At 74.1% G+C, this 22,342-nt stretch carries 21 protein-coding genes; 12 read left to right on the plus strand and 9 right to left on the minus strand.

Annotation, left to right across the window (positions count from 1 at the left end; all coding sequences use genetic code 11):
• The first annotated feature begins 7 nt into the window (after positions 1–7).
• A complete protein-coding gene (gene hpaH / locus AC1DYZ_RS08655) occupies positions 8–793 on the plus strand; it encodes a 2-oxo-hept-4-ene-1,7-dioate hydratase (protein ID WP_477064798.1) in 786 nt (261 codons plus the stop codon).
• Positions 778–1,578, plus strand: a complete 801-nt coding sequence (locus AC1DYZ_RS08660) for an HpcH/HpaI aldolase family protein (protein WP_477064799.1) — start codon at positions 778–780, stop codon at positions 1,576–1,578. Before hpaH ends, AC1DYZ_RS08660 begins: the two co-directional genes overlap by 16 nt.
• Positions 1,579–1,660: 82 nt before the next feature.
• Here the strand turns inward: AC1DYZ_RS08660 and AC1DYZ_RS08665 are convergent, their stop codons facing one another.
• Positions 1,661–3,550, minus strand: coding sequence for a phosphoenolpyruvate carboxykinase (GTP) (locus tag AC1DYZ_RS08665; RefSeq protein WP_477064800.1), 1,890 nt, complete (start codon positions 3,548–3,550; stop codon positions 1,661–1,663).
• 129 nt (positions 3,551–3,679) lie between these two features.
• Here AC1DYZ_RS08665 and AC1DYZ_RS08670 point away from each other — a divergent pair, with 129 nt between their 5' ends.
• Together AC1DYZ_RS08670 and AC1DYZ_RS08675 are read left to right on the plus strand one after the other, a co-directional pair.
• Entirely contained in the window at positions 3,680–5,185 is a 1,506-nt protein-coding gene (locus AC1DYZ_RS08670) for a helix-turn-helix domain-containing protein (protein ID WP_477064801.1), read from the plus strand.
• A gap of 45 nt (positions 5,186–5,230) precedes the next feature.
• Complete coding sequence (locus tag AC1DYZ_RS08675; RefSeq protein WP_477064802.1) at positions 5,231–5,893, plus strand: hypothetical protein; 663 nt, start codon at positions 5,231–5,233, stop codon at positions 5,891–5,893.
• On the opposite strand, the gene AC1DYZ_RS08680 is transcribed toward AC1DYZ_RS08675, so the two are convergent.
• The 3 genes from AC1DYZ_RS08680 to AC1DYZ_RS08690 form a co-directional block, all read right to left on the minus strand.
• Positions 5,868–7,145: a dynamin family protein gene (locus AC1DYZ_RS08680; RefSeq protein WP_477064803.1), complete on the minus strand. Its 1,278-nt coding sequence runs from the start codon at positions 7,143–7,145 to the stop codon at positions 5,868–5,870. The genes AC1DYZ_RS08675 and AC1DYZ_RS08680 overlap by 26 nt on opposite strands.
• On the minus strand, positions 7,142–8,965 hold the full coding sequence (locus tag AC1DYZ_RS08685) for a dynamin family protein (RefSeq protein ID WP_477064804.1): 1,824 nt from the start codon (positions 8,963–8,965) through the stop codon (positions 7,142–7,144). The genes AC1DYZ_RS08680 and AC1DYZ_RS08685 overlap by 4 nt, the downstream gene beginning before the upstream one ends.
• A 102-nt stretch (positions 8,966–9,067) precedes the next feature.
• A complete protein-coding gene (locus AC1DYZ_RS08690; protein WP_477064805.1) occupies positions 9,068–10,288 on the minus strand; it encodes an IniB N-terminal domain-containing protein in 1,221 nt (406 codons plus the stop codon).
• A gap of 506 nt (positions 10,289–10,794) precedes the next feature.
• Here AC1DYZ_RS08690 and AC1DYZ_RS08695 point away from each other — a divergent pair.
• Together AC1DYZ_RS08695 and AC1DYZ_RS08700 are read left to right on the plus strand one after the other, a co-directional pair.
• Positions 10,795–13,329 (plus strand): helix-turn-helix transcriptional regulator, encoded by a 2,535-nt coding sequence (locus tag AC1DYZ_RS08695; RefSeq protein ID WP_477064806.1) that lies wholly within the window; start codon positions 10,795–10,797, stop codon positions 13,327–13,329.
• A 357-nt stretch (positions 13,330–13,686) separates the two neighbouring features.
• On the plus strand, positions 13,687–13,941 hold the full coding sequence (locus AC1DYZ_RS08700) for a nuclease (RefSeq protein ID WP_477064807.1): 255 nt from the start codon (positions 13,687–13,689) through the stop codon (positions 13,939–13,941).
• On the opposite strand, the gene AC1DYZ_RS08705 is transcribed toward AC1DYZ_RS08700, so the two are convergent.
• Positions 13,938–14,339 carry a four-helix bundle copper-binding protein gene (locus AC1DYZ_RS08705; RefSeq protein WP_477064808.1) on the minus strand — a complete coding sequence of 134 codons (402 nt, stop codon included), beginning with the start codon at positions 14,337–14,339 and terminating at the stop codon, positions 13,938–13,940. The genes AC1DYZ_RS08700 and AC1DYZ_RS08705 overlap by 4 nt on opposite strands.
• Positions 14,340–14,504: 165 nt before the next feature.
• On the opposite strand from AC1DYZ_RS08705, the gene AC1DYZ_RS08710 reads away from it, so the two are divergent.
• Complete coding sequence (locus AC1DYZ_RS08710) at positions 14,505–15,509, plus strand: helix-turn-helix transcriptional regulator (protein WP_477064809.1); 1,005 nt, start codon at positions 14,505–14,507, stop codon at positions 15,507–15,509.
• Here AC1DYZ_RS08710 and AC1DYZ_RS08715 read toward each other — a convergent pair.
• Positions 15,487–16,074, minus strand: a complete 588-nt coding sequence (locus AC1DYZ_RS08715; RefSeq protein ID WP_477064810.1) for a mycothiol transferase — start codon at positions 16,072–16,074, stop codon at positions 15,487–15,489. The two genes, AC1DYZ_RS08710 and AC1DYZ_RS08715, sit on opposite strands and share 23 nt — an antisense overlap.
• Before the next feature lie 44 nt (positions 16,075–16,118).
• Positions 16,119–16,499, minus strand: coding sequence for a nuclear transport factor 2 family protein (locus AC1DYZ_RS08720; RefSeq protein WP_477064811.1), 381 nt, complete (start codon positions 16,497–16,499; stop codon positions 16,119–16,121).
• A gap of 80 nt (positions 16,500–16,579) precedes the next feature.
• Between AC1DYZ_RS08720 and AC1DYZ_RS08725 the strand changes: the two genes are divergently transcribed.
• The 4 genes from AC1DYZ_RS08725 to AC1DYZ_RS08740 all read left to right on the plus strand — a co-directional run bounded on the left by AC1DYZ_RS08725 (position 16,580) and on the right by AC1DYZ_RS08740 (position 19,309).
• The gene (locus tag AC1DYZ_RS08725; RefSeq protein WP_477064812.1) at positions 16,580–17,710 is read left to right on the plus strand and encodes a serine/threonine-protein kinase; all 1,131 of its coding nucleotides are present in this window, start codon (positions 16,580–16,582) and stop codon (positions 17,708–17,710) included.
• The gene (locus tag AC1DYZ_RS08730; protein WP_477064813.1) at positions 17,707–18,183 is read left to right on the plus strand and encodes a mucin-associated surface protein; all 477 of its coding nucleotides are present in this window, start codon (positions 17,707–17,709) and stop codon (positions 18,181–18,183) included. Before AC1DYZ_RS08725 ends, AC1DYZ_RS08730 begins: the two co-directional genes overlap by 4 nt.
• A gap of 137 nt (positions 18,184–18,320) precedes the next feature.
• Complete coding sequence (locus AC1DYZ_RS08735; protein WP_477064814.1) at positions 18,321–18,575, plus strand: PspC domain-containing protein; 255 nt, start codon at positions 18,321–18,323, stop codon at positions 18,573–18,575.
• Positions 18,572–19,309: an N-formylglutamate amidohydrolase gene (locus tag AC1DYZ_RS08740; protein ID WP_477064815.1), complete on the plus strand. Its 738-nt coding sequence runs from the start codon at positions 18,572–18,574 to the stop codon at positions 19,307–19,309. The genes AC1DYZ_RS08735 and AC1DYZ_RS08740 overlap by 4 nt, the downstream gene beginning before the upstream one ends.
• Here AC1DYZ_RS08740 and AC1DYZ_RS08745 read toward each other — a convergent pair whose 3' ends face one another.
• Both AC1DYZ_RS08745 and AC1DYZ_RS08750 read right to left on the minus strand, forming a co-directional pair.
• Positions 19,310–20,371: a hypothetical protein gene (locus AC1DYZ_RS08745; protein WP_477064816.1), complete on the minus strand. Its 1,062-nt coding sequence runs from the start codon at positions 20,369–20,371 to the stop codon at positions 19,310–19,312.
• Positions 20,372–20,537: 166 nt separating this feature from the next.
• Positions 20,538–20,948: a TIGR03668 family PPOX class F420-dependent oxidoreductase gene (locus AC1DYZ_RS08750; protein WP_477064817.1), complete on the minus strand. Its 411-nt coding sequence runs from the start codon at positions 20,946–20,948 to the stop codon at positions 20,538–20,540.
• A 26-nt stretch (positions 20,949–20,974) separates the two neighbouring features.
• On the opposite strand from AC1DYZ_RS08750, the gene AC1DYZ_RS08755 reads away from it, so the two are divergent.
• On the plus strand, positions 20,975–22,342 hold the full coding sequence (locus tag AC1DYZ_RS08755; RefSeq protein ID WP_477064818.1) for a pyridoxal phosphate-dependent decarboxylase family protein: 1,368 nt from the start codon (positions 20,975–20,977) through the stop codon (positions 22,340–22,342).

A 22,342-nucleotide genomic window follows, 5' to 3' on the forward strand; every position in this document is an offset into this window, starting at 1 on the left:
AGCCACGATGCTGACGGCCGAGACGATCAGCGCGATCGCCGACGAGCTCGCCGAGGCGGAGCGCTCGCGCGGCCTCGTCCCGCGGATCACGGCCCGGTATCCCGACGCGACGGTCGAGGACTCGTACGCGATCCAGGGCGTGTGGCGCGACAAGAACCTCGCGGCCGGCCGGCGCCTGGTCGGGCGCAAGATCGGGCTCACGTCGCGCGCCATGCAGCAGGCGACCGGCATCACCGAGCCCGACTACGGCGTGATGTTCGACGACACGGTCTGGGAGAACGGCTCGACCATCCCGTTCGACGCCTTCTCCAACGTGCGCATCGAGGTCGAGCTCGCCTTCGTCCTGTCGGCGCCGCTCGAGGGTCCCCGCTGCACGGTGTTCGACGTGCTGAGGGCGACGGAGTACGTGACGCCCGCGCTCGAGATCCTCAACTCGCACATCGAGCTGGAGGGCCGCACGATCGTCGACACCATCGCGGACAACGCCGCGTACGGCGGCATGGTGCTGGGCGGCCGGCCGATGGCCCCCGACCAGGTCGACCTGCGCTGGGTCTCCGCGTTGCTGTACCGCAACGAGACCATCGAGGAGACGGGCGTCGCCGCGGGCGTGCTCAACCACCCGGCCACCGGCGTGGCGTGGCTGGCGAACAAGCTGCACCAGCACGGGGCGAGCCTCGGGGCGGGCGAGATCATCCTCGCGGGGTCGTTCACGCGCCCGGTCTGGGTGTCCCGTGGCGACAGCGTGCTGTGCGACTACGGACCGATGGGGACGATCTCGTGCCGCTTCCTCTGAGAGCGACGTTCCGCGACGACCTGGCGGCGGCGACCCGACCGCTGGCCGGGATGTGGGTGTGCTCGGGCAGCCCGCTGGTCGCCGAGATCTGCGCGGACGCGGGCCTGGACTGGCTGCTCATCGACATGGAGCACGGCCCGAACGGGCTCGGGTCGGTGCTCGCGCAGCTGCAGGCCGTCGCCGCGTACCCGACCGCGCCGGTGGTCCGCGTGCCCAGCAACGACGCGGTCACGATCAAGCAGGTGCTCGACCTGGGCGCGCAGAACCTGCTGGTGCCGATGGTGTCCTCGGCCGACGAGGCCCGCGCCGCCGTGGAGGCGGTGCGGTACCCGCCGCGCGGCCGGCGCGGCGTGGGCTCGGCGCTCGCGCGGTCGGCACGCTGGAACCGCATCGACGGCTACCTGGCGCACGCCGACGAGCACGTCTCCGTGTTCGTGCAGGTCGAGTCGCTCGCGGGCGTGGACGCCGCCGCGCAGATCGCCGCGGTCGACGGCGTCGACGGCGTCTTCGTCGGGCCGTCCGACCTGGCCGCGTCGATGGGTGTGCTCGGCCAGCAGACGCACCCCGAGGTCACGGCGGCGGTGCTGCGGGCGTTCGAGGCGGTCCGCGGTGCCGGCGTCCCGGTGGGCGTCAACGCGTTCGACCCCGCCGTCGCGGACACCTACCTGGCGGCGGGTGCGACCTTCGTGCTCGTCGGTGCCGACGTCGCCCTGCTCGCGCGGGGCTCGGAGGCGCTGGCCGCGCGGTTCGTCGGCACCGACGACGCGCAGCGCGCCGGCTACTGACGCTCACGACCCGCAGCGCGCCGGCTACTGACGGTCACGACCCGCGGCGCGCCGGCTACTGACCCCGGCGCGCCGCCGTCGGTCAGCGGTCCCGCACCAGCGCGGCGCGCAGGCGGGCGAGCCGGTCGCGCAGCGCGGGCGGCACGCGGTCGCCGAACGTCGCGAAGAACTCCTCGGTGAGGTCGGCCTCGAGCTGCCACGAGTCGGGGTCGACCTGGAACAGCCGCGTGAGGGTGTCCGCGTCGAGGTCGAGACCGTGGGTGTCCAGCGCGCCGGGCGCGGGCAGCAGGCCCACCGGGCTGTGCACGGCGCCGACGTCGGTGCGCAGCCCGCGCCGGCGGTCCACCTGGTCGACCATCCACGCGAGCACGCGAGAGTTCTCGCCGAACCCGGGCCACAGGAACGCGCCGTCGTCGTCCTTGCGGAACCAGTTCACCTGGAAGACGAGCGGCCGACGGGCCGGGTCGAGCGTGGCGCCGACGCGCAGCCAGTGCGCCCAGTGGTCGGCCATGTCGTAGCCGCAGAACGGCATCATCGCGAACGGGTCCCGGCGCAGCTCGCCCACCAGGCCCTCGGCCGCGGCGGTGCGCTCCGACGAGATCGTCGCCCCCATGAAGACGCCGTGCTCCCAGCTGTCCGCCTGGGCCACGAGCGGCACGTTGGTGGCCCGGCGCCCGCCGAACACGATCGCGTCGAGCGGCACGCCCTCGGGGTCGTCCCACCCGTCGGCGATCGTCGGGCACTGCGCCGCCGCGACCGTGAACCGCGAGTTCGGGTGCGCGGCGGGGCGACCGGAGAAGGGCGTCCAGTCCTGCCCGGTCCAGTCGACCAGGTGGGGCGGGGCGTCGTCGGTGAGGCCCTCCCACCAGACGTCGCCGTCGGGCGTGAGCGCGACGTTGGTGAAGATCGTGTCTCGGGCGAGCGTCTCGATCGCGGCGGGGTTGGTGTCCGGCCCGGTGCCGGGCGCGACGCCGAAGAACCCGGCCTCGGGGTTGATGGCTCGCAGCGACCCGTCGGGGCCGCGGCGCAGCCACGCGATGTCGTCGCCGATCGTCTCGACGCGCCAGCCGGGCAGCGTGGGGCGCAGCATCGCGAGGTTCGTCTTGCCGCACGCCGAGGGGAACGCCGCCGCGACGTGGTAGCGACGGCCCCGGGGCGACGTCAGCCGGACCAGCAGCATGTGCTCGGCGAGCCAGCCCTCGTCGCGACCCATCACTGAGGCGATCCGCAGCGCGAAGCACTTCTTGCCGAGCAGGGCGTTGCCGCCGTAGCCCGAGCCGTACGACCAGATCTCGCGCGTCTCGGGGAAGTGGGAGATGTACTTCGTCGGGTTGCACGGCCACGGCACGTCGTCCTGCCCGTCGGCCAGGGGAGCGCCGACCGAGTGGACCGCGGGCACGAACGGCGCGCCGGCCTCGATGAGGTCGAGCACTGGGCGGCCCACGCGGGTCATCACGTGCATGCTTACAACGGCGTACGGGGAGTCGGTGACCTGCACGCCCGCGTGGGACAGGGGTCCGCCGACCGGTCCCATCGAGAAGGGCACCACGTACATGGTGCGGCCGCGCATGCTGCCCGCGAACACCGCGTCGAGCTCCGCACGCATCGCCGAGGGCTCGCGCCAGTTGTTGGTCGGACCGGCGTCGGACTCGTCGCCCGAGCAGATGAACGTGCGCGACTCGACCCGCGCGACGTCGTCGGGGTCGGACCGGGCGAGGTAGCTGCCGGGGCGCAGGGTCGGGTCGAGTGCCAGCAGCGTGCCCGTGCGCTCCATCTGCGCCAGGAGCGCGCGCCGCTCGTCGTCCGAGCCGTCGCACCACACGACTGCGTCGGGCTCGGTGAGCTCGGCGACGGCGTCGACCCATGCGTGCACGTCGCCCAGCACGGCGGCGGCGGTGACGTCGGGGAGCGAGATGGTGCGGGTCGTCGCGGCGTCCTTCACAGCGGCGGGCGGTTCGGCCAGCGTGGTCATCGTCGATCTCCTCCTGGGGGGCCGTGGCCGGCCCGTGCTCTCGATAGATCCCATCGTGTCGTCAAGTCGCACGCGCTTCCCGGGCAATTTCCATGTCAAGTTCGGCACTTTTTGACATAGAGTCACGATGTGACCGCACAGGGCAGTGACGTGGACGACGCGGGCGTGCGCGGTGGAGCCGGCGCACCCGACGCGCTGACGCTCGGGCGTCGGCTGCGGCACCTGCGCAAGGCGCGCGGACTGACCCTCGACGACCTCGGTCGTCAGGTCGGCGTCACGCCGAGCCTCCTGTCGCTCTTCGAGAACGGTCGCCGCGAGCCCCGGCTCACGCTCCTGCGCAGCCTCGCGACCGCCCTCGACGTGACCGTCGCCGACCTGCTCGACGCCGAGCCGCCGTCGCGGCGCGCCGCCCTCGAGATCGCGCTCGACCGCGCACAGCGGTCGGCGGGGTTCGAGCGGCTCTCGCTGCCGACCGTCCGCCCGGGTCGTGCCCTGCCCCTCCCGGTGCTCGAGCACCTGGTCGGCCTGCACGCCGAGCTCGCCCGGCGCGACCTCGAGGCCGTCGCGACGCCGGAGGAGGCGCGCCGCGCGAACACGCAGATCCGCCTCGAGCGCCAGCAGCGCGACAACTACCTGCCCGACATCGAGCGGCTCGCGGAGTCCATGGCGCGCAAGGCCGGGTACACGGGCGGGGCCCTCACGCACCGGGCGGTGTCCCGGATGGCCGAGCAGCTCGGGTTCGCGATCATCCACGTCGACGACCTGCCCACCTCCACCCGGACCGTCACCGACCTGGCGAACGGGCGCGTCTACCTGCCGCCGGCGTCGACCCCGGGCGGGCACGGCCTGCGCTCGCTCGCACTGCAGGCCATCGCGCACCGCGTGCTCGGGCACGAGCGCCCGACGTCGTACGACGACTTCCTGCGCCAGCGCATGGAGACCACCTACTTCGCGTCCTGCTGCCTCATGCCCGAGACGGCCGCGGTCGAGCACCTCCAGCAGCACAAGAAGGAGAAGGACCTCGCGATCGAGGACCTGCGCGACGCGTTCGGCGTCACGCACGAGGCGGCGGCCCAGCGCTTCACCAGCCTCGCGACCCACCACCTGGGCATCCCCGTGCACTTCGTGCGGATCGGCGGCGACGGCTCGATCTACCGCGCGTACGCGAACGACGGGCTGCCCCTGCCCACCGACGTGACGGGCGCGATCGAGGGCCAGCTCGTCTGCCGGAGCTGGGGCGTGCGCCGCGCGCTGACCCGGCAGGACCGCACCTCGGAGTCCTACCAGTACACCGACACCCCCGCCGGAACGTTCTGGTGCTCCACGCAGACCGGCTCCGGCACGACGGGGCAGCTGGCGCTCGCGGTCGGGGTGCCCTTCGCGTCCGCGTCGTGGTTCCGGGGGCGGGACACCACGGTCCGGCACCGCTCGACCTGCCCCGACGAAGCGTGCTGCCGACGCCCGCCGGCGAGTGCGTCCGCCCGCTGGCAGGACGCGTCGTGGCCGAGCGCCCGGATCCACCAGCAGGTGTTCACGGCGCTGCCCACGGGGGCGTACCCGGGGGTGGACGCGCGAGAGGTGTACGCGTTCCTCGACCGGCACGCGCCTCAGGCGCCGGAGTCCGACGACGAGTAGGAGCGGCTGGCGCGGCTGCATGTCCGCCCGACTAGCCTGAGCCTCATGCCTGAGGCGGCCGCGCGTGAGCCGGAGGGCCGCACGACGTCGCCCGAGCCGACGGAGGCGGCCGTCCCCGACGCGGCCGCGATGCCCGAGGAGCCGCTGCCGCAGGAGGACCCGGCCGGCGACGGACCGCCGCCCCGACCGGAGCTCGGCGGGGTCGGCTTCGTCGCGACGACCGCCGCGCCGCCCATGCCGAGCATCGTCTCGACCGGGTTGGGCCTGTGGGTCGGCAGCCTGGCGGCCGGGCTGCTCGCCGCCGGGTCCATCGTCCGGTCGCAGCCCGCGTTGCGGGACCGCTTCGCGGCCGAGGTGATGAAGGCGGACCCGACGACCACGCTCGGGACCGCTCAGGACGCCGCGAACGTGCTCGTCTGGGTCGTGGTCGGGGGACTGGCCCTCGTCTGGCTGGTGCACCTCGTGCTGGTGGTGCGCACGGCGGGTGGGCACGGGGGAGCGCGCTGGGGCCTGATCATCCTCGGGATCCTGGGCGGCCTGACGGTGCTGCTGCTGCAGGACGTCATCGCGGACCCCGACGTCTCGCCGATGCAAGACCTCAACCGGGTCGCGATGCTCGCGCAGGCGGTGCTCGCCCTGCTCGGCTCGGTCGTCCTGTCCCTGCGCCCGGCCGGCCGGTGGTTCAAGGACGTGCGGCGCCGACGCTGACCTCCCGAGGCGACGGTGCGCCCAGCAGCTCGCGCGCCGCGCTCGCCACGTCGGGGACGCGGCCGTCGCGCTCCACGAGGTCCAGGAGCTGCACGAGAGCGTCCTGCGCGAGGCGCTGGTCGCGACGCTCGACGGCGCCGTCGAGCTGCCGGCGCAGCTCCTCCACGCCGCTGCGGCGCGTGAGCTCGCCGGCCAGGCCGGGGACGTCCAGGTGGTTGCCGCGCAGCAGCGCCAAGCACGTGCGCACGCCGAACATGCCGAGGCGGTCGAGCAGGTCCGCGCGCGCGTCGGCGGAGACGGGCACCGACAGGGACGGTCGGCGGAAGCGGTCCACCGACAGCAGCAGCCCCTCGACGACCGTCCGGTCCAGCCCGGCGAGCGCGCGGAGGTCCGCGACCTCGCTGGGGCGCAGCGTCTGGGCCGTCTCGGCGAGCAGCCCGGCCGCCGGGAGGGCGATGCCGCACAGCGAGGCCAGGTCCGGGTTCTGGCGGTGGCGCTGCGCCAGGCGGTCGGCGGACACCAGGGCGTCGATGCGACCGGCACCCACCTCGTCGGCACGCGCCACGACGGCGATCGTGCTCGCGACCGCGTCCTCGCCCCGCAGACGGGCGAGGTCCTGGAGGTAGCGGACGTCGGAGCGCCGGACCTGCCGCATGAGGTAGACCACCACGTCGATCGCCGACGTGGCCGCGCCGTTGGCGAGGAACTCGTGGGACCGGCGCGACGCGATGCCGGACAGCGAGTCCAGGCCGGGCGTGTCGACCAGCGTGAGCCCGCGCAGCGCCGGCGCGGGCCAGGAGACGTCGACGTGGTCGATCTCGTCCGCGGGCGCGCCGCGCAGGTCGATCTCGAGGCCGGTCCGGCCGGCCATCGCCGCGCTCTCCCACGGGCGGCCCGAGCGCGGGTGCACGTCGACGCGGGGTGAGTCGCCGTACCGGTACCAGGTGACGGTCCGGGTGCACTCGGTCGCGTCCGACGCGGCGATGCGCGCGCCCGCCAGCGCGTTGAGCAGCGTCGACTTGCCGGACTTGATCATGCCCGCGAGGCCGACGGTCAACGGTCGCTCGAAGCGGTCCAGCAGCCCGTGCAGGGTGCCTGCGGCGACCGGGTCCTGCGCGTATGCGTCCAGGGCGACCTGCAGGAGCTCGCGGGTGCGGCGCGCCGTCGGGCGCAGCGCCCCGTCCGGGTCGCCCGGCCCGCGCTGCCGCCGCCGGCGTCCCGTGGCCGGGAGGCGCGTGTCGTCGCCGGTCATGCCGGCACCGCCTCGAGTGCGGGCAGCCCGTACCGCTCCGCGTCGGCGCGCAGCTGTTCGAGCTCGGCGACGCGCTCCCGCAGCCCCCCGAGCGTGACGGCGCGGTCGCCGCCGACCGTCCGGGTCGCCTCACGGGTGAACCGGATCGACTCGTCCAGCGAGCGCACGAGCTCGTCGGCGCGGGTGGTGAAGTGGTCGCGCAGCACCCGCTGGAGCCGCCGCAGCCGGTCCTTGGAGTCCTTGTTCACCTGGAACACCACCTCGTCGAGGTGCCTCTTGACGACGGCCTTGGCCTCGGCCTGGCGACGGCGGACGCGATTGGCCTTGTCCTCGCGGTAGGCGCGCCCACCGAGGATGACGCCGACGCCGACCGAGATGGGGTTCACGATCGACATGCCGAGCGCGATCGCGGTGACCATGCCGAACATGAGCACGCCGCCGTAGGAGCCGCGGAGCGCGATGAGCGTCTTCTGCATGCGCGACACGGGCTCGACGCGGACCCGCTCGAGCCGGGCGACCAGGTCGAGCGCCTCGCCGTCGTCGCCCTGCAGGAGCTCCGGGAGCGCGACGTCGGTGGCGTCGAACTGGCCCGCGACCTGCGCGGCGAGCCACTGCGCGCGCTCGTGCGCCCAGACGAAGTTCGCCGCGACCGTGGCCCGGATGCGCTGCGAGAGCCACTCGTCGAACTCGTCCCACACGGCGCCCGGGTCGCCGCCGTCGATGGCCTCTTCGGCCTCGCGGCTGATGCGGCGCAACCGGTCCCGCAGGTCGTACTCGATGTCCGCGGTCAGGTCGGTCGTGCCGTCCTGGAGGAGCTGTTGCCAGCGCGCGCTGCGCCGCCGCAGGTCGCCCGCGTTCTGCCGGCCGGTCTGCAGGCCCGCGATGATGCTCTCCCCGCTGGCCGGGTCCTCCAGGGCCGAGAGCTGGGCGCGGCTGGCCATGAGCAGGTGGTCGGTGACGGTGACGACGTCGTGCGCGACCGAGCGCCGGGCCAGCACGCCCGCGTTGTCGACGACCTCGTCGCGCAGGTAGCGGACGAGCTCCGGGAAGCCCGACTCGTCGTGCAGGTCCCGGTCCTGGCGCCGCGCGGCGAGCAGCCGGAGCGTCGAGGACACCGGGATCAGCGGCGCCCGCACGCCCGCGTGCTGCAGGTGCCGGCGGTCGAGGTCGGCCACGGCGCGCCAGTGCGGGTACAGGTCCGTCTTGGTGAGCACGCACGCGACGTTCGGGCACACCTTGAGCGCCTGCTGGAGGAACTCGACCTCGGGGGCCGAGTACTCCTGACCCGCGTCGGAGACGAGCAGGACCGCGTCCGCCGACGGCAGGGCGGCCATCGTCGCGGCGCCGTCCGCCGAACCGATCCCGCCCACGCCGGGGGTGTCGACGAGCACCAGCCCGCCGGCCAGCACGTGCCGCGGCAGCCCCACCTCGGAGCAGTCGACCGTCGAGCCGTCCGGCGCCCGCCGCTCGGCCACGCACCGGGCGTGCGAGTCGATGGGCACCGTGGTCCGGCGCAGGCGCGCCGGGTCCAGGTCGGGCGTGCCGTCGGCGTCGGCGGGGATGCCGAGCAGCACGGCCGTCGGCGCGGCGGACCATCCCACGACCGTGGTCACGGAGGTCGCCACGTCGTCGTCCACGGGGCACACGGGCGCGTTCACCAGGGCGTTGACCAGCTGGCTCTTGCCCTGCTTGAGCTCCCCGACGACGAGCACCCGCACGTGCGGGTCCTGCAGGCGCCGGCGCGCCTGCCGCAGGCGGCCGAGCAGGTCGACGCGGTCGGCGTCGGTCGAGAGCGCCTCGGCGCGGTCGAGCAGATCCATCAGTGGCAGCACAGCAGCTCCTCGGGTTCGCCCGCCCGGTGCGGGGCGCGAGAGCGACCGATCCGGGGCCAGGGTGCCCCGGACCGGTCGGGTTCTCACTGGTCAGACGTCGACATCGACGAAGTCGTCGTCGGACGCGTCCGTGTACGAGCTGTCGTCGTCGATGAAGTCGTCGTCGGAGTTGTCCGTCGACGAGTCGTTGCCGGAGCTGTCGACGTCGAACCCGTCGTCATCCGAGTTATCGGAGTTATCCGAGTTGTCGGTGACGGAGTTGTCGTTCGTCGAGCTGTCGTTGCCCGAGTTGTCGACGTCGAACCCGTCGTCGTCCGAGTTATCGGAGTTGTCCGAGTTGTTGGAGTTATCAGAGTTGTCGGAGTTATCGGAGTTGTCGGTCGAGGAGTTGTCGGTCGTCGAGCTGTCGTTGCCGGAGTTGTCGACGTCGATGCCGTCGTCATCGGAGTTGTCGGAGTTGTCCGAGTTGTCGGTGTGGTCGTCCGTGGAGCTGTCGTTGCCCGAGTTGTCGATGTCGAACCCGTCGTCATCGGAGTTGTCGGAGTTATCAGAGTTGTCCGAGTTATCGGAGTTGTCCGAGTGGTCGTCCGTCGAGCTGTCGTTGTGCGAGTTGTCGTTGTCGACGCCGTCGTCGTCGGAGTTGTCGGACCGGTCAGAGTTGTCGGAGTTGTCGTTGTAGGAGTCGCTCGGGTTGTACGAGTCGCTCGTGTTGCCCTGGTTGGAGTTGTTCGTGTTGCCGACCGTGTTGTCGTCGCCCGTGATGTTGCCGTCGCCGATGACGGCGGTCCCCGACAGGTCGCGGCCGGCTGCCACGCCGCCGCCCGACGCGGTCACGGTGTCGAGGTCGAACATCTGGTCCACGTCTCCGTCGGCCCAGATGTTCTGGTTCACCGACGAGTCGACGATGGTGTCGCGGTCGTCGATGGTCGACGTGTTGTACGTATAGGTCTGGAACACCTGCTGGAGCTGCGGGATGACCGCGCTCACGCCGACGCTGCTGCTGCCCGCGGCGAACGAGGCCGCCTCGGCGCCACCGCCGGACGAGCCACCGCCGCCCGCCGAGCCGCCGCCGCCCGAGGACGACTGGGCCGCGCTGAGCGAGTTGCCGCCGGTGGAGTAGGCGCGGTCGAAGCTCGACGGCGAGGCGTCCATCAGCACAGGCATGATGTCGTCGAAGTCGACGGACGTGATGTCGCCGAGACCGTGATCCTCGAGCGTGCCCTGCGGATCCCTGGCGAAGGCCTCGGCGGTCTCCGGGTCACGCAGCAGGTTGAGGATGAAGTCGAGCAGTGTGCTCGCAACGCTGGACATGGTCTTCCCTTCGTTGGGCTGGTAACGCGGTGCGGTGATCCAGACGCTAGGGAGGCCGGTCCGGGGGCCCATCGGGGGTGACCCCCCTCCTGCAGGCGGCGGGTTGGGGGGTGCAGGTGGCGCGGGCACCCTCGGTCCGCTGGGGAGTGGGTGAAATCGGCGACGCGGCACGCCCGTCCGCCCCACCGGCTCGCGACCCGGATCGACCCGATGACCTGCAGCGATACGGGCTGGGGGGTGCGCCCGGCGCGCCGGCGGCAAATGGGGGCGAATCGGGACAGAGGGTGCGCGGGTCCGGCGGGGGAGAGCATCATGCCGTGGGGGTAGGGCCAGGCATCGTCGCCGGGCCCGTCTCGACAGAACACGATCTTGAGACTCCGAGCCGGGGGCGCTGGAGGAGCGGGAGCCCGACGACTCGTCGGGCGGGACCCGCGATCGCTGTGGTCGCCGGCAACGAGCGTTGCCGTCAGCGTGCCGCTCGCAGCGGTGCGGTAGGGGATGAGCACATGAACGCGGACGACGTGGGGGCGCGTGGGGTCGTTCAGGTCGAGCGACTGCTCCGGAGCGTGGGGGCCGACCCGAGGGCACCTCGTCTGGTCGCCGTCACCGGTCCCGGAGGCAGCGGGAAGACGCTCGCGCTCGCGTCACTGCGGTCGCTGTACGCGACCGCTGAGGACGTGGGTCCCGACCGCGCGGACCGTGCGCCGCTGATCGTCGACGACGTCCATGCCCTCGGCGACGACGTGGTGCGGCGCATCGTCGAGGCGGCGCACCGACCCGGGGCGCAGGTCGCGGTCGCCTTCCGGCCCTGGCCGGTCGAGCGCGGGCTCGGCGAGCTGCGCGAGCTGTTCGACGACCGCGGCACGACCGTCCGCCTCGACCCGCTCGACCGCTCCCAGGTCGCCGCCCGCGCTCGCCACCGCCTCGGTCGCGAGCTCGACGAGGCCGCGGTCGACGCGCTCACGGTGTCGACGGGCGGCGTGCTGCGCCTCCTGGACGCGATGCTCGACGGGGTCGGCGGCACCGGTCCGCAGCCGTGGGACCGGTCGGGCGCCCTCGCGGCGTGGGACCCCGTCCGGCGGCTCGCGAACGTCGACGACTCCTGGCTCCCGGTGCTGCGGGACGCCGTGCTCGCGCTGTGCCTCGGCGCACCGCCCGACCCCGGGGCGCTCACCACGGTGCTCGAGCGCACGCCGACCGAGCTGGTCGAGGTCCTCGGGCACCTGCAGGTCAGCGGACTGCTGCGCCCGGACGGCTCGGTCGTGCCCGCCGTGCGGGAGGCGGTTCTGCTGACCACCGCCCCGGAGCGCCGCACGTTCGTCCTCGACGGCGTGCTCGGAGCGCTCGGGGACCGCGGAGACGCCCCGCTCGAGATCGTCGGGCGGACGGCGGACGTGCACGTCCACGACGCCGCGCTCGCGGAGGTGCGCACGCGGGCCGCGCGCGAGCTCGTCGACACGGACCCGGCACGCGCGGCGCGGCTCTTCGCCGAGGCGGCCAGCGCGGGCGGTGACGCCGACGCCCTCGTGGTGGAACGCGCCCGCGCGGCGGCGCTGGCCGGCGACATGCAGACGGCCACCCGGCTCGCCGACGAGGCGCTCGGGCACGCGACGGGCGGCCGCGCGGCGGACGCCGCCCAGGTGCTGGGCGCCGCGCTCGCGTACGAGGGCCTCGCGAGCCACGCCGCCGCGGTCTACCGGCCGCTCGCGGACGCCGGCGACACGGCGGCGGCGCAGCTGTGGTCGCTCGTCGCGCTCCAGACGGGGCGGCCCGACGGTCGGCTCTCCGACTGGCCGGTGGGGGAGCATCCGCCGAGCCTGCTGGACGGCGCGCGCGAGGCGATGGTCCGTGGCGTGCAGCAGTCGCTCGAGGGCGACGGCACCGCCGCGCTGTCGACGCTGCTCGAGGCGGCCGCCGTCCTGCGGACCCGGTGCCGCGGCGCGCTGCTGCCCGACACCCCCGCGGCGCTGGGCGCGCTCGTCGCCCTGCACTGCGGCGCGAGCGCTCACGCGACGACGGCGCTGCGCGAGGCGGTCGCGTCCGGGCTGGGCGGCCCCGTGGCGCAGCCGCGCCACCGTCTGCTGCTCGCCTGGACGGCGATGCTCGCCGGGCGCCTCGACGAGGCGAGCGAGGAGCTGGCCCTCGCGGAGCTGGCCTGCGGCGGCCGATGGGGCGCGCGCGACGAGCTGGTCGCGCGCGCGATCGCCCTCGGCGTCGCTCGCCGGTCCAACGACCTGGCGGCACTGGTCAACGCCTGGCCGCCGGCGGTCGATGCCCTCGTGCGTCGCCCGGCGGACCTGTTCGGGCTGCTCCCGCTCGGCGAGATCGCGGTCGCCGCGGCACGCCTGGACGAGGCGTCCCGGGTGGCGTCGCACCTGGAGCAGGCCGCGACCCTGCTCGAGGGGCTGGGTCAGCCCGTGCTCTGGTCGGCGCCTCACCACTGGTACGGGATCCAGGTCGCGATCGTCGCCGAGCGCCCGGACTGGATCGCCCGGCACGCCCGGCCGCTGGCCGAGGCGGCCCGGGACAGCCACTACGCCCGGGTCCTCGCCGACGCCGCCCGGGTCTGGCTGCAGGTTCTCGGCGCCCGCGTGGACCMCGTCGCCGTCGAGCGCGCCGCCCGGCGGCTGGCCGGCGTGGGGATGGCGTGGGACGGCGCGCGGCTGGTCGGGCACGCGGCGGCGCGCACCACCGACCGGGCGTCCATGGTCGGGCTGCTCCAGCTCGCGCGGGCGCTGCGGCCCCCGCGCATCGAGCCGCCGCACCCCGGACCGACGCGGCCCGCGGCCCGAGCCCCCCGTCGCGCGCGGGCCGCAGGATCGGGCCCCGCTGCCAAGCCTGTGCTGAGCGTCCGCGAGCTCGAGGTCGCGCGCCTCGTCGTCGACGGTCAGACGTACCGGCAGATCGCCGAGCGGCTGTACATCTCTCCGAAGACCGTCGAGCACCACGTCGCACGGATGCGCCAGCGGCTCGGACTGAGCACGCGAAGCGAGCTGCTCGCCCACCTGCGCGGGCTGCTCGCCCAGGCCCCGGTCGGCTGACGCTCGCTCCCGGACGCGCGCCGTCCGAGATGTGAGATGCCTTGACAGCATGTGGACGCGGTCGCACACTCGTGACATGTCCATCGACCGCACCGCGCCCGTGGCCCCGCGCCACGAGGGTCTCGTCGACGCCGTGTCGACGCGCCGGTGTAGCTGTCGAATGTGTCGCTGACGACTCTGTCGTACCGGTCCCCGCAGCTCTGAGGAGCTCCCCCGCAGGCGTTCCGCCTGGTCCGAGGGTGTGGACCAGTCCCGCCGCACCGCGGCGCAGCCCGTCACCGTTCGCCCCGGGGGAGAACCCTCGGCGCCGGTGCGGACCACACAGTGGCATCGCAAGACGATCGATGGAGCACGAACGTGCCGAACCGCACCCGTATCGACCTGCTTCCCATCCAGGAAGCCGTCGCCACCGCCTCACCTAGCGCCTGGCGCGACGGGCTGGTGTCCGGCCACGAGCCGGGCACCCTCACCGTCGCGCTGCTGGACGGCCACCTCGCCGTCCTCGCGACCACGGCGGCGCCCGCGATCGGGGAGCCCGTCGCGGTGCACCTGGTCGCCGGTGTGGTCGCTCTGGGGGGCGCGTGGTACTCGGCGCGCCCCGTGGCGGCCTAGGCCATCTGCATCGAGGTCATCGCGGCCTTGCACGCGTCGACCATCGCCATGCATGCCGCGGCGCAGATGCGGCAGTGCTCGGACATGTCGGCGTGCATCGAGCACTCGGCCGCGCACGCCTCGCCCATGGCCATGCACGCCGTCATCATCGAGGTCATGACGCCCATGTCGTAGCCGGTCGGGCGCATCATCATCCGCATCATCGCCGTGGCGACGTCCGCGGTGTTCATACACATGGACGCACATCGGCCCATGCCCTCGCCGCCGTCGGCGTCCGCGCACATCGTCGCCGCCATCGAGGCCGCCGAGCACGCCTCGATGCAGTCCTGCATCATCGGCATCTCCATGCCCGTGGTGCCCATCGGCATGGACTTCATCATGTCGGCCATCATGCTCATGGTTGATCTCCCGCTCTCGTCGACGTCCGGTGATCGTGCCCTTGCGACGGTACGCCGGGCGTTCGGCGTGGCGCCACGGTGTCGTCGGTACGACCTCGTCGCGAAACGAGGCCGTTACTCCTAGGGTCGATTCCGGACGGATGGCGTCCGGAAACGGGGGAGCCCATGAGCGGCAACCGGAACCCGACAGCCCGCGCGCTGACGGCGCTGGAGCTCATCCAGGCCAGCCCCGGCATCACCGCCGACCGGATCGCCGACGCCCTCGGCGTCTCGGAGCGGGCTGCGCGGCGCTACGTCGGCACCCTGCGCGAGGCGGACATCCCGATCGTGTCGGAGCGCGGCCCGTACGGGGGGTACCGGGTGGGACGCGGGCTGCGACCGCCGCCGCTCATGCTCACCGCGCCCGAGGCGCTGGCGCTGGTGATGGCCGTGCTGGACGGGCACCACGACCTCGACGACCCGACCGAACCGGTCGGCACCGCGATCGGCAAGATCCTGCGGGCGTTGCCCGAGGCGGTGGCGGCGCCCGTGCGGGCCGTCCGGGACGTCGCCGCCCCGGCTCCGGACCGGGCCGCCGCGCGGCCGGACCCCGGCACGGCGACGGCGCTCGTGCAGGCCTGCGCCGCCCGCCGGCGCGTGCGGGTGGCGTACCGGTCGGAGGGCGGCAACGCGTGGGACACCGAGGTGGACCCGTGGGCGGTCGTCGTCCGGCACGGCCGCTGGTACCTGCTCTGCTGGTCGGTCGCGTCCGACGCCCGTCGCGCGTACCGCGTGGACCGGGTGGAGCGCGTCGACCTGCTCGACCAGACGTTCACGCCGCCCGCGGACCTCGACCCGGTCGCGGAGCTCGACGCGCACCTGGCGTCCGGCTGGGAGTTCGCCGTCGACGTCGTCCTGCAGGCGCCGGCGCACCGCGTGCAGCACTGGCTCCCGCGGGGTCTCGGTCGGCTGGAGCCGATCGACGGCTCGTCGTGCCGCCTGCTGGGGACGACGAGCAACCCCTACTGGTATGCCGAGCGGCTCGCGCCGGTGCCCGTGGACTACCGCGTGGTCGGCGGTCCCGAGCTGCTGGCGACCGTCCGCGCGCTGGGTCGCCGGATGCTGGCGGCCACGGAGTCGTCCGCGGAGTCGGCCACGGTGGAGCCCGTCACCACTCGCGGATCCACGTGAGCGGAGCCCCGGACACCGGACGCCAGTCGAGCGGCGGGTCCTCGCCGACGCGCCCGTCGACCACCTCGCGGAGCAGGTCCGCGTGGCCGGTGTGCCGGCCGTACTCCTCGATGAGGTCGAAGAGCAGCCGACGCAGGGTCGCGTGGTTGCCGTCGTCGTCGCCGTCGTGCCCGAGCTGGTCCAGGCCGCCGTTCTCCAGCGCCTCGGCCAACCGGTCCCGCGACCGCCCGACCGCGCCGTCCCACGCGGCGTAGAGCTCCTCGGGCGTGTCGTCGACCGCCGACAGGAGCTCGGTGTCGTTCTCGCCCCAGGTCTGCGGCTGCCACATCTCGCCGGGGTGCTGGCCGGCGAGCTTCCAGCGGAACGTGGTGTCCTCCACCGCGGCGAGGTGCTTGAGCAGGCCGCCGAGGGTCAGGGCGGAGACGCCGATGTGCTGGGCGAGGCCGGCGGAGTCGAGCCCGTCGGCCTTCCAGCGGAACGTCGTGCGGAGCCGGTCGAGGGCGCCGACGAGGTGGTCGAGCTCGGTCCCGGCGAGCGGCGGGAACCAGGGTGCGGTCTTCGTCATGCGCCGACCGTAGGACGGGTTCCGGACGATCTGCGTCCGGATCGTCAGGCGGTTCCCGCCGGGTTGTCGTCGCCGGCCAGGTACGTGCCGTGTCCCTCGATCACCAGACCGTCCGCGAAGACGAGCACCTCGTCGACCAGGTTGCCGCGCTGGTTGCGGTAGCTGATCACCAGCACGCTCACCCCGGCGAACACGCGCTCGACGGTGAACCGGAGGTCCGGGATCCGTCGCAGCCCCTCGCTCCAGTAGGCGCGCAGCGCTTCCTTGCCGCGCACCACCCCGCCGGACCCGGGAACGATCTGCGCGGCGACCGGCGAGGTGAACACGACGTCGTCGTGGAAGTGGGTCATCAGCGCGTCGAGGTCGTGCGCGTTCCACGCGCTGGCCCATGCCGCGCTGAACGCCGCGGGGTCGGGAACCGTCATGGCACCCGACGGTACGGCTCGCGGGGTCTCACCCGCACCCGGCGTGCGGGCGCTTCTGGGACGGCCTAGCGTCGGTCGACGTGCTGGAACATCTCCCCGGGACACGCCCCGAGACGTCGGACGACGACCGTCCGACGGTGCTCGACGGCCGCTACCGGCTGGACCGGGTGCTCGGCCGGGGTGGCATGGCGACGGTTTACCAGGCGCGCGACCTGCTGCTCGGGCGCGACGTGGCGGTCAAGGTGTTCCCCCCGGTGCACGACGACGGCGACGACCTGCTGCGCAACCGCGCCGAGATCCGCGTGCTGGCGACCCTGGGCCACCCGGGCCTGGTGGTCCTGCACGACGCCGGCACAGTGCACGGCGACGACGGGTCGCAGCAGGTGTACCTCGTCATGGAGCTCGTCGCCGGCCCCACCCTCGCCGAGCGGTTGCGGCGCGGCACCCTCGGGGCCGAGCAGGTGGCCCTCGTCGGGAAGGACCTGGCCGAGGCGCTCGCGGTCGTCCACGCACGGGAGATCGTGCATCGCGACATCAAGCCGGCGAACGTGCTGCTGACGGCGCCAGACGCGCTCGACGACGACGGCCCCGGCGGGCACGCGGTCAAGCTGGCCGACTTCGGCATCGCCCGGCTGGCCGGCGCCACGCGGCTGACCCTGACGGGCATGACGCTCGGCACCATGAGCTACCTGAGCCCCGAGCAGGCGGCGGGCGGTGCGCTCGGCCCGGCGAGCGACATCTACTCGCTCGGCCTGGTCCTGCTCGAGTGCGTGACCGGCGAGGCAGCCTTCACCGGCACGCCCGCCGAGGTCGCCACGGTCCGGCTGACCTCGGTGCCAGCGGTGCCCACCGACCTGCGCCCGGACCTCCGTGACGTGCTCGCGCGGATGACGCGCCTGGCGCCCGACGAGCGGCCGACCGCACAGGAGGTTGCGGTCGCCCTCGCCCCGATCGCCGACGCGCCGACGTCCGAGACCCTGGTGATGCCCGCGATCGAGGCCGAGCTCCCGCCGGCGCGTGGCTGGCGGACGCGCGCCCGGTCCGCGCGCTGGGGGATCGTCGCCGGCGCGGTGGTGCTCCTGTCGGCCGGCGCGGTGCTGCTCGGGCAGGTGGCCGGTGGACCCGGTCCGACGGCCCCGCCGTCCTACCCGGCCGTCCCCGGCAGCGTGGGCGACTCGCTCACCCGGCTGCAGGAAAGCGTCGAGCCGTGAGGCGCGCGCTGGTCCTGGTGCTCGGCGTCGGTCTGCTCGTCGCCGGGTGCGGCAACAGTCCGGACCTGGCCCCCGACCGTGCCCACACCCTGCAGGCCACGGTGCTCGCCGTCAGCCAGGCCTCGGCCGAGGCGCGCTGGGACGACGCGCTCGGCCTGGTCACCGAGGCGCGCGCGGAGCTCGACGCCGGCGTCGACGCCGACGAGGTGTCGACCGCCCGCTACCGCGAGGTCGACGCCGCGCTCGACCAGGTCGAGGCGCAGATCACGGCCGAGCGGGACCGGGTCGCGGCCGAGCAGGCCGCCGCCGCGCAGGCCGCCGCGGACCAGGCCGCCGCGGACCAGGCGGCCGCTGAGCAGGCGGCGGCGGAGCAGGCGGCGACGGAGCAGGCTGCTCCTGCGCCCGCTCCGAAGCCCGAGCCCCCCGCGAAGGGCAAGGACGAGAACAAGGGCAAGGGCAAGGGCGACAAGTAGGCGCGGCGACGCCGCCCAGGGTGCCGGGCTCGTGCCTCAGGGGCAGGATCCGGGCGATCACCGATGCGGTCGATCAACGCCCGGGAGCATCCTGGGAGCGTCCGGTCGACGGCGGCCGGCGCGAGAGGAGCACGACGATGGGCACCATCCACGACAGCATGGCTCGCCAGGGCCTGGTCCGGCCGGCCGACGGCCGAGTGCTGGGCGGCGTCTGCGCCGGGCTGGGCCGACGGTTCGGCATCGACCCCTGGCCCGCACGACTCTTGTTCGTGCTGGTCCTGTTCGTCATACCGGGCAGCCAGCTCCTGATCTATCCGCTCCTGTGGATCCTCATGCCGACCGAGCGCTGGGTCCCTGCGCCGTCCGCGGCGCCGACGGGTTCTGCCGGGTGACGTCGAGCGTCCTGCTGCACGTCCCGCACAGCTCGCGCACGATCCCCGCCGATGTCCGGGCGGGGATCGTGCTGTCGGAAGCCGACCTCGACCGCGAGCTCGACCTGATGACCGACTCCCTCACCGAGGAGCTCGCCCGAGCGGTGTCGGACCGCGTCCTGGCCGCCCCCGTCTCGCGGCTGGTGGTCGACGTCGAGCGGTTCCCCGACGACCGCGAGTCGATGAACGCGGTGGGCATGGGTGCCGTCTACACCCGGACCCACGACGGCGCAGTCCTGCGGGACACCGTCGATCCGACGGTGCTCGACCGCTGGTTCCACCCGCACGCCGCCGCGGTGACCGCCGAGGTGGACGCGATGCTCGCCGAGCACGGTCGCGCGGTCCTGCTCGACCTGCACTCCTACCCGTCGGCCCGGCTGCCGTACGAGCTCGCGGCCGCCCGCGCCCCGCGCCCGCAGGTCTGCCTCGGCACCGACTCGTTCCACACGCCGCCGTGGCTCGTCGCCGCCGCCCGCGAGGCCTTCGCGGGCTGGGACGTCGCGCTCGACTCGCCGTTCGCCGGGACGTACGTGCCGCTGAAGCACTACGGCACCGACGCCCGGGTGGCCTCGCTCATGATCGAGCTCCGGCGGGACACCTACCTGGACGAGGCGACGGTGCGGGCGACCTCGGGGTTCGACGACGTCGTGACCCGGCTCGCCCGGCTGGTCGACGCGCTCACCCGTCGGACCTGACTAGACCGTCGACCAGAGGTGCCGCGGTCGGCGCTGCGACGGGACCAGCGGTCCCGGCTGCTCGGGCACGGCCTTCTCCAGCTCGTCCACCAGGGCCCGCCAGCACCGCTCGGCCTGGCGCATCTGCGCCGCCACGGTCTCGGGGGCCACGTGCCCGACGATCCCCGCGCCGCCCGCGCCGTCGAGCGCGTCGAGGGCGTGCTCGACGCTCTGGCGGGCGGCCCGGTAGTGCGCCGTGTCGCGGGCGTCGGTCGGCGTCAGCACCTCCAGGGCCGCGGCGGCGTCGTCGAACAGCGACCGCACCAGCGCGACGGCGTGGGGGCGGTCGCTCATCGACATCCGGGCGGAGGAGTCGGCCACGGCGCTGACCAGCGTGGACTGGGCGAGTCGCTCGATCGTGCGGCGGAGCGCGTCGGGGTCCAGCTGCATGGCCAGCAGGAGCACGACGGTCCGGCCGAGCAGGGTCTCAGAGCGGGCGCGCGTGACCCTGCGTCGCTCGGCGACCACGCGGGCCTCGTTCTCGGCGCGCAGCACCTCGGCGTGCGCCTCACGCTCCCGCCGCTCGGCCGCCTGGCGGGCCGCGTTCACGCGTCGGGCCACCAGCTCCGTGGCCACCCGGACGTGCTGCTCGCTCTCGGTCTCCCCGCGGTGCACGAGCTCGACCGCGCACTGGTTCACGGGCGCGGCGTACCCCGTGTCCGTGTAGCCGAAGAGGGCGATCCGGTGCTCTTCCCCCCAGAGCACCGCGGTCTTGGTGTAGCCGGAGCGCGAATAGAAGACCGCGACGGAGGCGCCGGCAGCGGCCCGCAGGTCCTCCAGGTCGTCGCGGCCGACGGGGCTGCGCCGGTGCTCGACCCGGCCCGCGAAGTCCGCCCCGATGAGGTCGAGCTCGGTCGGTGTCCCGCTCGGTGTGACGCGGACATCGGTGCGCGCGAGGACCGTGCGGGCGTGCCTCTCGGCGAAACGCTCCGCATCCCGCCACTGCGGGTCCTTGCCCGCTGCGCCCACGTCCACCTCCTCGGCTGCCGCGACCTCGCCGAGATCGGGGGCTGGACCTGGCACGGACGGTCAGGCACCGACCTCGACGGTATTCACACTGGTGACGGGCCGACGCGTCCGTCCGGGGGACGGGCCGGGGCAAACCCGCGATCCGCCGACACCGCCGGACGAATCGACCGGGTGATTTCGCGGCCGGCCGACCCGCGAGGTGGTTGTCGGGCGCACCCGTTCACCCGTTCGCCGACCATCCTGACCAGTGCCGCACCAGCGCACGGATCACCGGGCCGGGCGGCGGCAGCTCCCGGTACGGCGGGTACCGCTCCTGCAGCGCCGCCAGCTCGGCGACGGTCGGAGGGCCGTCGGCCACCTCGGCGGTGGCGTCGGCGCGCACCCACCAGAGCTCGGACCAGTCCGGCGACCAGTGGTCGACGAGGAAGGAGACCGACGGGTTCTCCCGGATGTTCCGCAGCCGACGCAGGTCGGGGCTGCGCTTGGGCTTGTGGTCCACGCTCACCACGACCACGTCACCGACGACCGCGAATGTGACGGGCACCAGGTGCGGCCGCTGGTCCGCGCCGCTCGTCGCCAGCACCGCGCGCTCCGCCGCGACGAAACGTCGTCGGCACTCCTCTGCCCTCACGGCAGCCATTCTGGGAGGCTGGCGCGATGACGGCACGGTGGCCGGCGTTCTCCCCGGCGCTCGAGCGCGCGGCGCACCACGCGCGGGAGTGGCTGACGTCCCTGCCGGAGCGCCCCGTCCGCCCCCGCGTCGACGCCGACGACCTGGCCGCGGTGCTCGGCGGACCGCTGCCCGACGCTCCGACCGCCCCGGAGGTCGTGGTCGACGAGCTGGCGGCCGGCGTCGAGCCGGGCCTGATGGGGATGCCGTCGGGCCGGTTCTTCGGCTGGGTCATCGGCGGCACGCACCCCGCGGCGCTCGCCGCCGACTGGCTGGTCAGCGCGTGGGACCAGAACACGGCCTTGCGGTACTCGACGCCGGGGGTGGTGGCAGTCGAGGAGGCCGCCGGCGCCTGGGCGCTCGACCTGCTCGGGCTGCCCGCCGGCGCCGACGTCGGGTTCGTCACGAGCGCCACGATGGCGAACTTCACCGGGCTGGCCGCCGCCCGCCAGCAGGTGCTCACGGACGTCGGCTGGGACCTCGACCGGGACGGCCTGGCCGGTGCGCCGCGCGTCCGCGTGCTCGTGGGGGCGGAGCGCCACGAGACGGTCGACCTCGCGCTGCGCTACCTGGGGCTGGGAGCGCCGACGGTCGTGCCGGCCGACCGGCAGGGGCGGCTCGTCGTCGGCGAGCTCGAACGAGCCCTGGGCGACGGCCCCACGATCGTGTGCCTGCAGGCCGGCAATCTCCACTCCGGCGCGTCCGACCCGATGGCCGAGGCCATCGACGCGGCGCACGACCACGGCGCCTGGGTGCACGTGGACGGCGCGTTCGGTCTCTGGGCGGCGGCCTCCCCGCGGCTGCGGGGGTTGCTGACCGGCTACGAGCGGGCCGACTCGTGGGGCACCGACGCGCACAAGACGCTCAACGTTCCGTACGACTGCGGCCTCGCGATCGTCGCTCGCCCGGAGCCCCTTCGGCGGGCGTTCGGCATGCACGCCGACTACTTCGCGACCTTCCAGGGATCGGGGGACCCGATGGAGAAGGTGCCCGAGCTCTCGCGGCGAGCGCGCGGGGTGCCGGTGTGGGCGGTGCTGCGCTCGCTGGGTCGCTCCGGGGTCGCGGACCTGGTCGACGGCCTCGTCGCGCGGGCCCGGCAGATCGCCGACGGCATCGCCGCGATCGAGGGCGCGCAGATCCTCAACGACGTCGTCTTCACGCAGGTCAGCGTCGCGTTCGGCAGCGACGAGCGCACCCGCGAGGTCACCGCGCGCGTGCTGGCCGACGGGGTGACGTGGATGTCCGGCTCCCGCTGGCAGGGCCGCGACGTGCTGCGCGTCTCGGTGAGCAACTGGTCGACCGACGACGAGGACGTCGCCCGCTCGGTCGACGCGGTCCGCCGCGCCGCCACCTGA

This window comes from Cellulomonas sp. P1_C4, assembly GCF_056406355.1.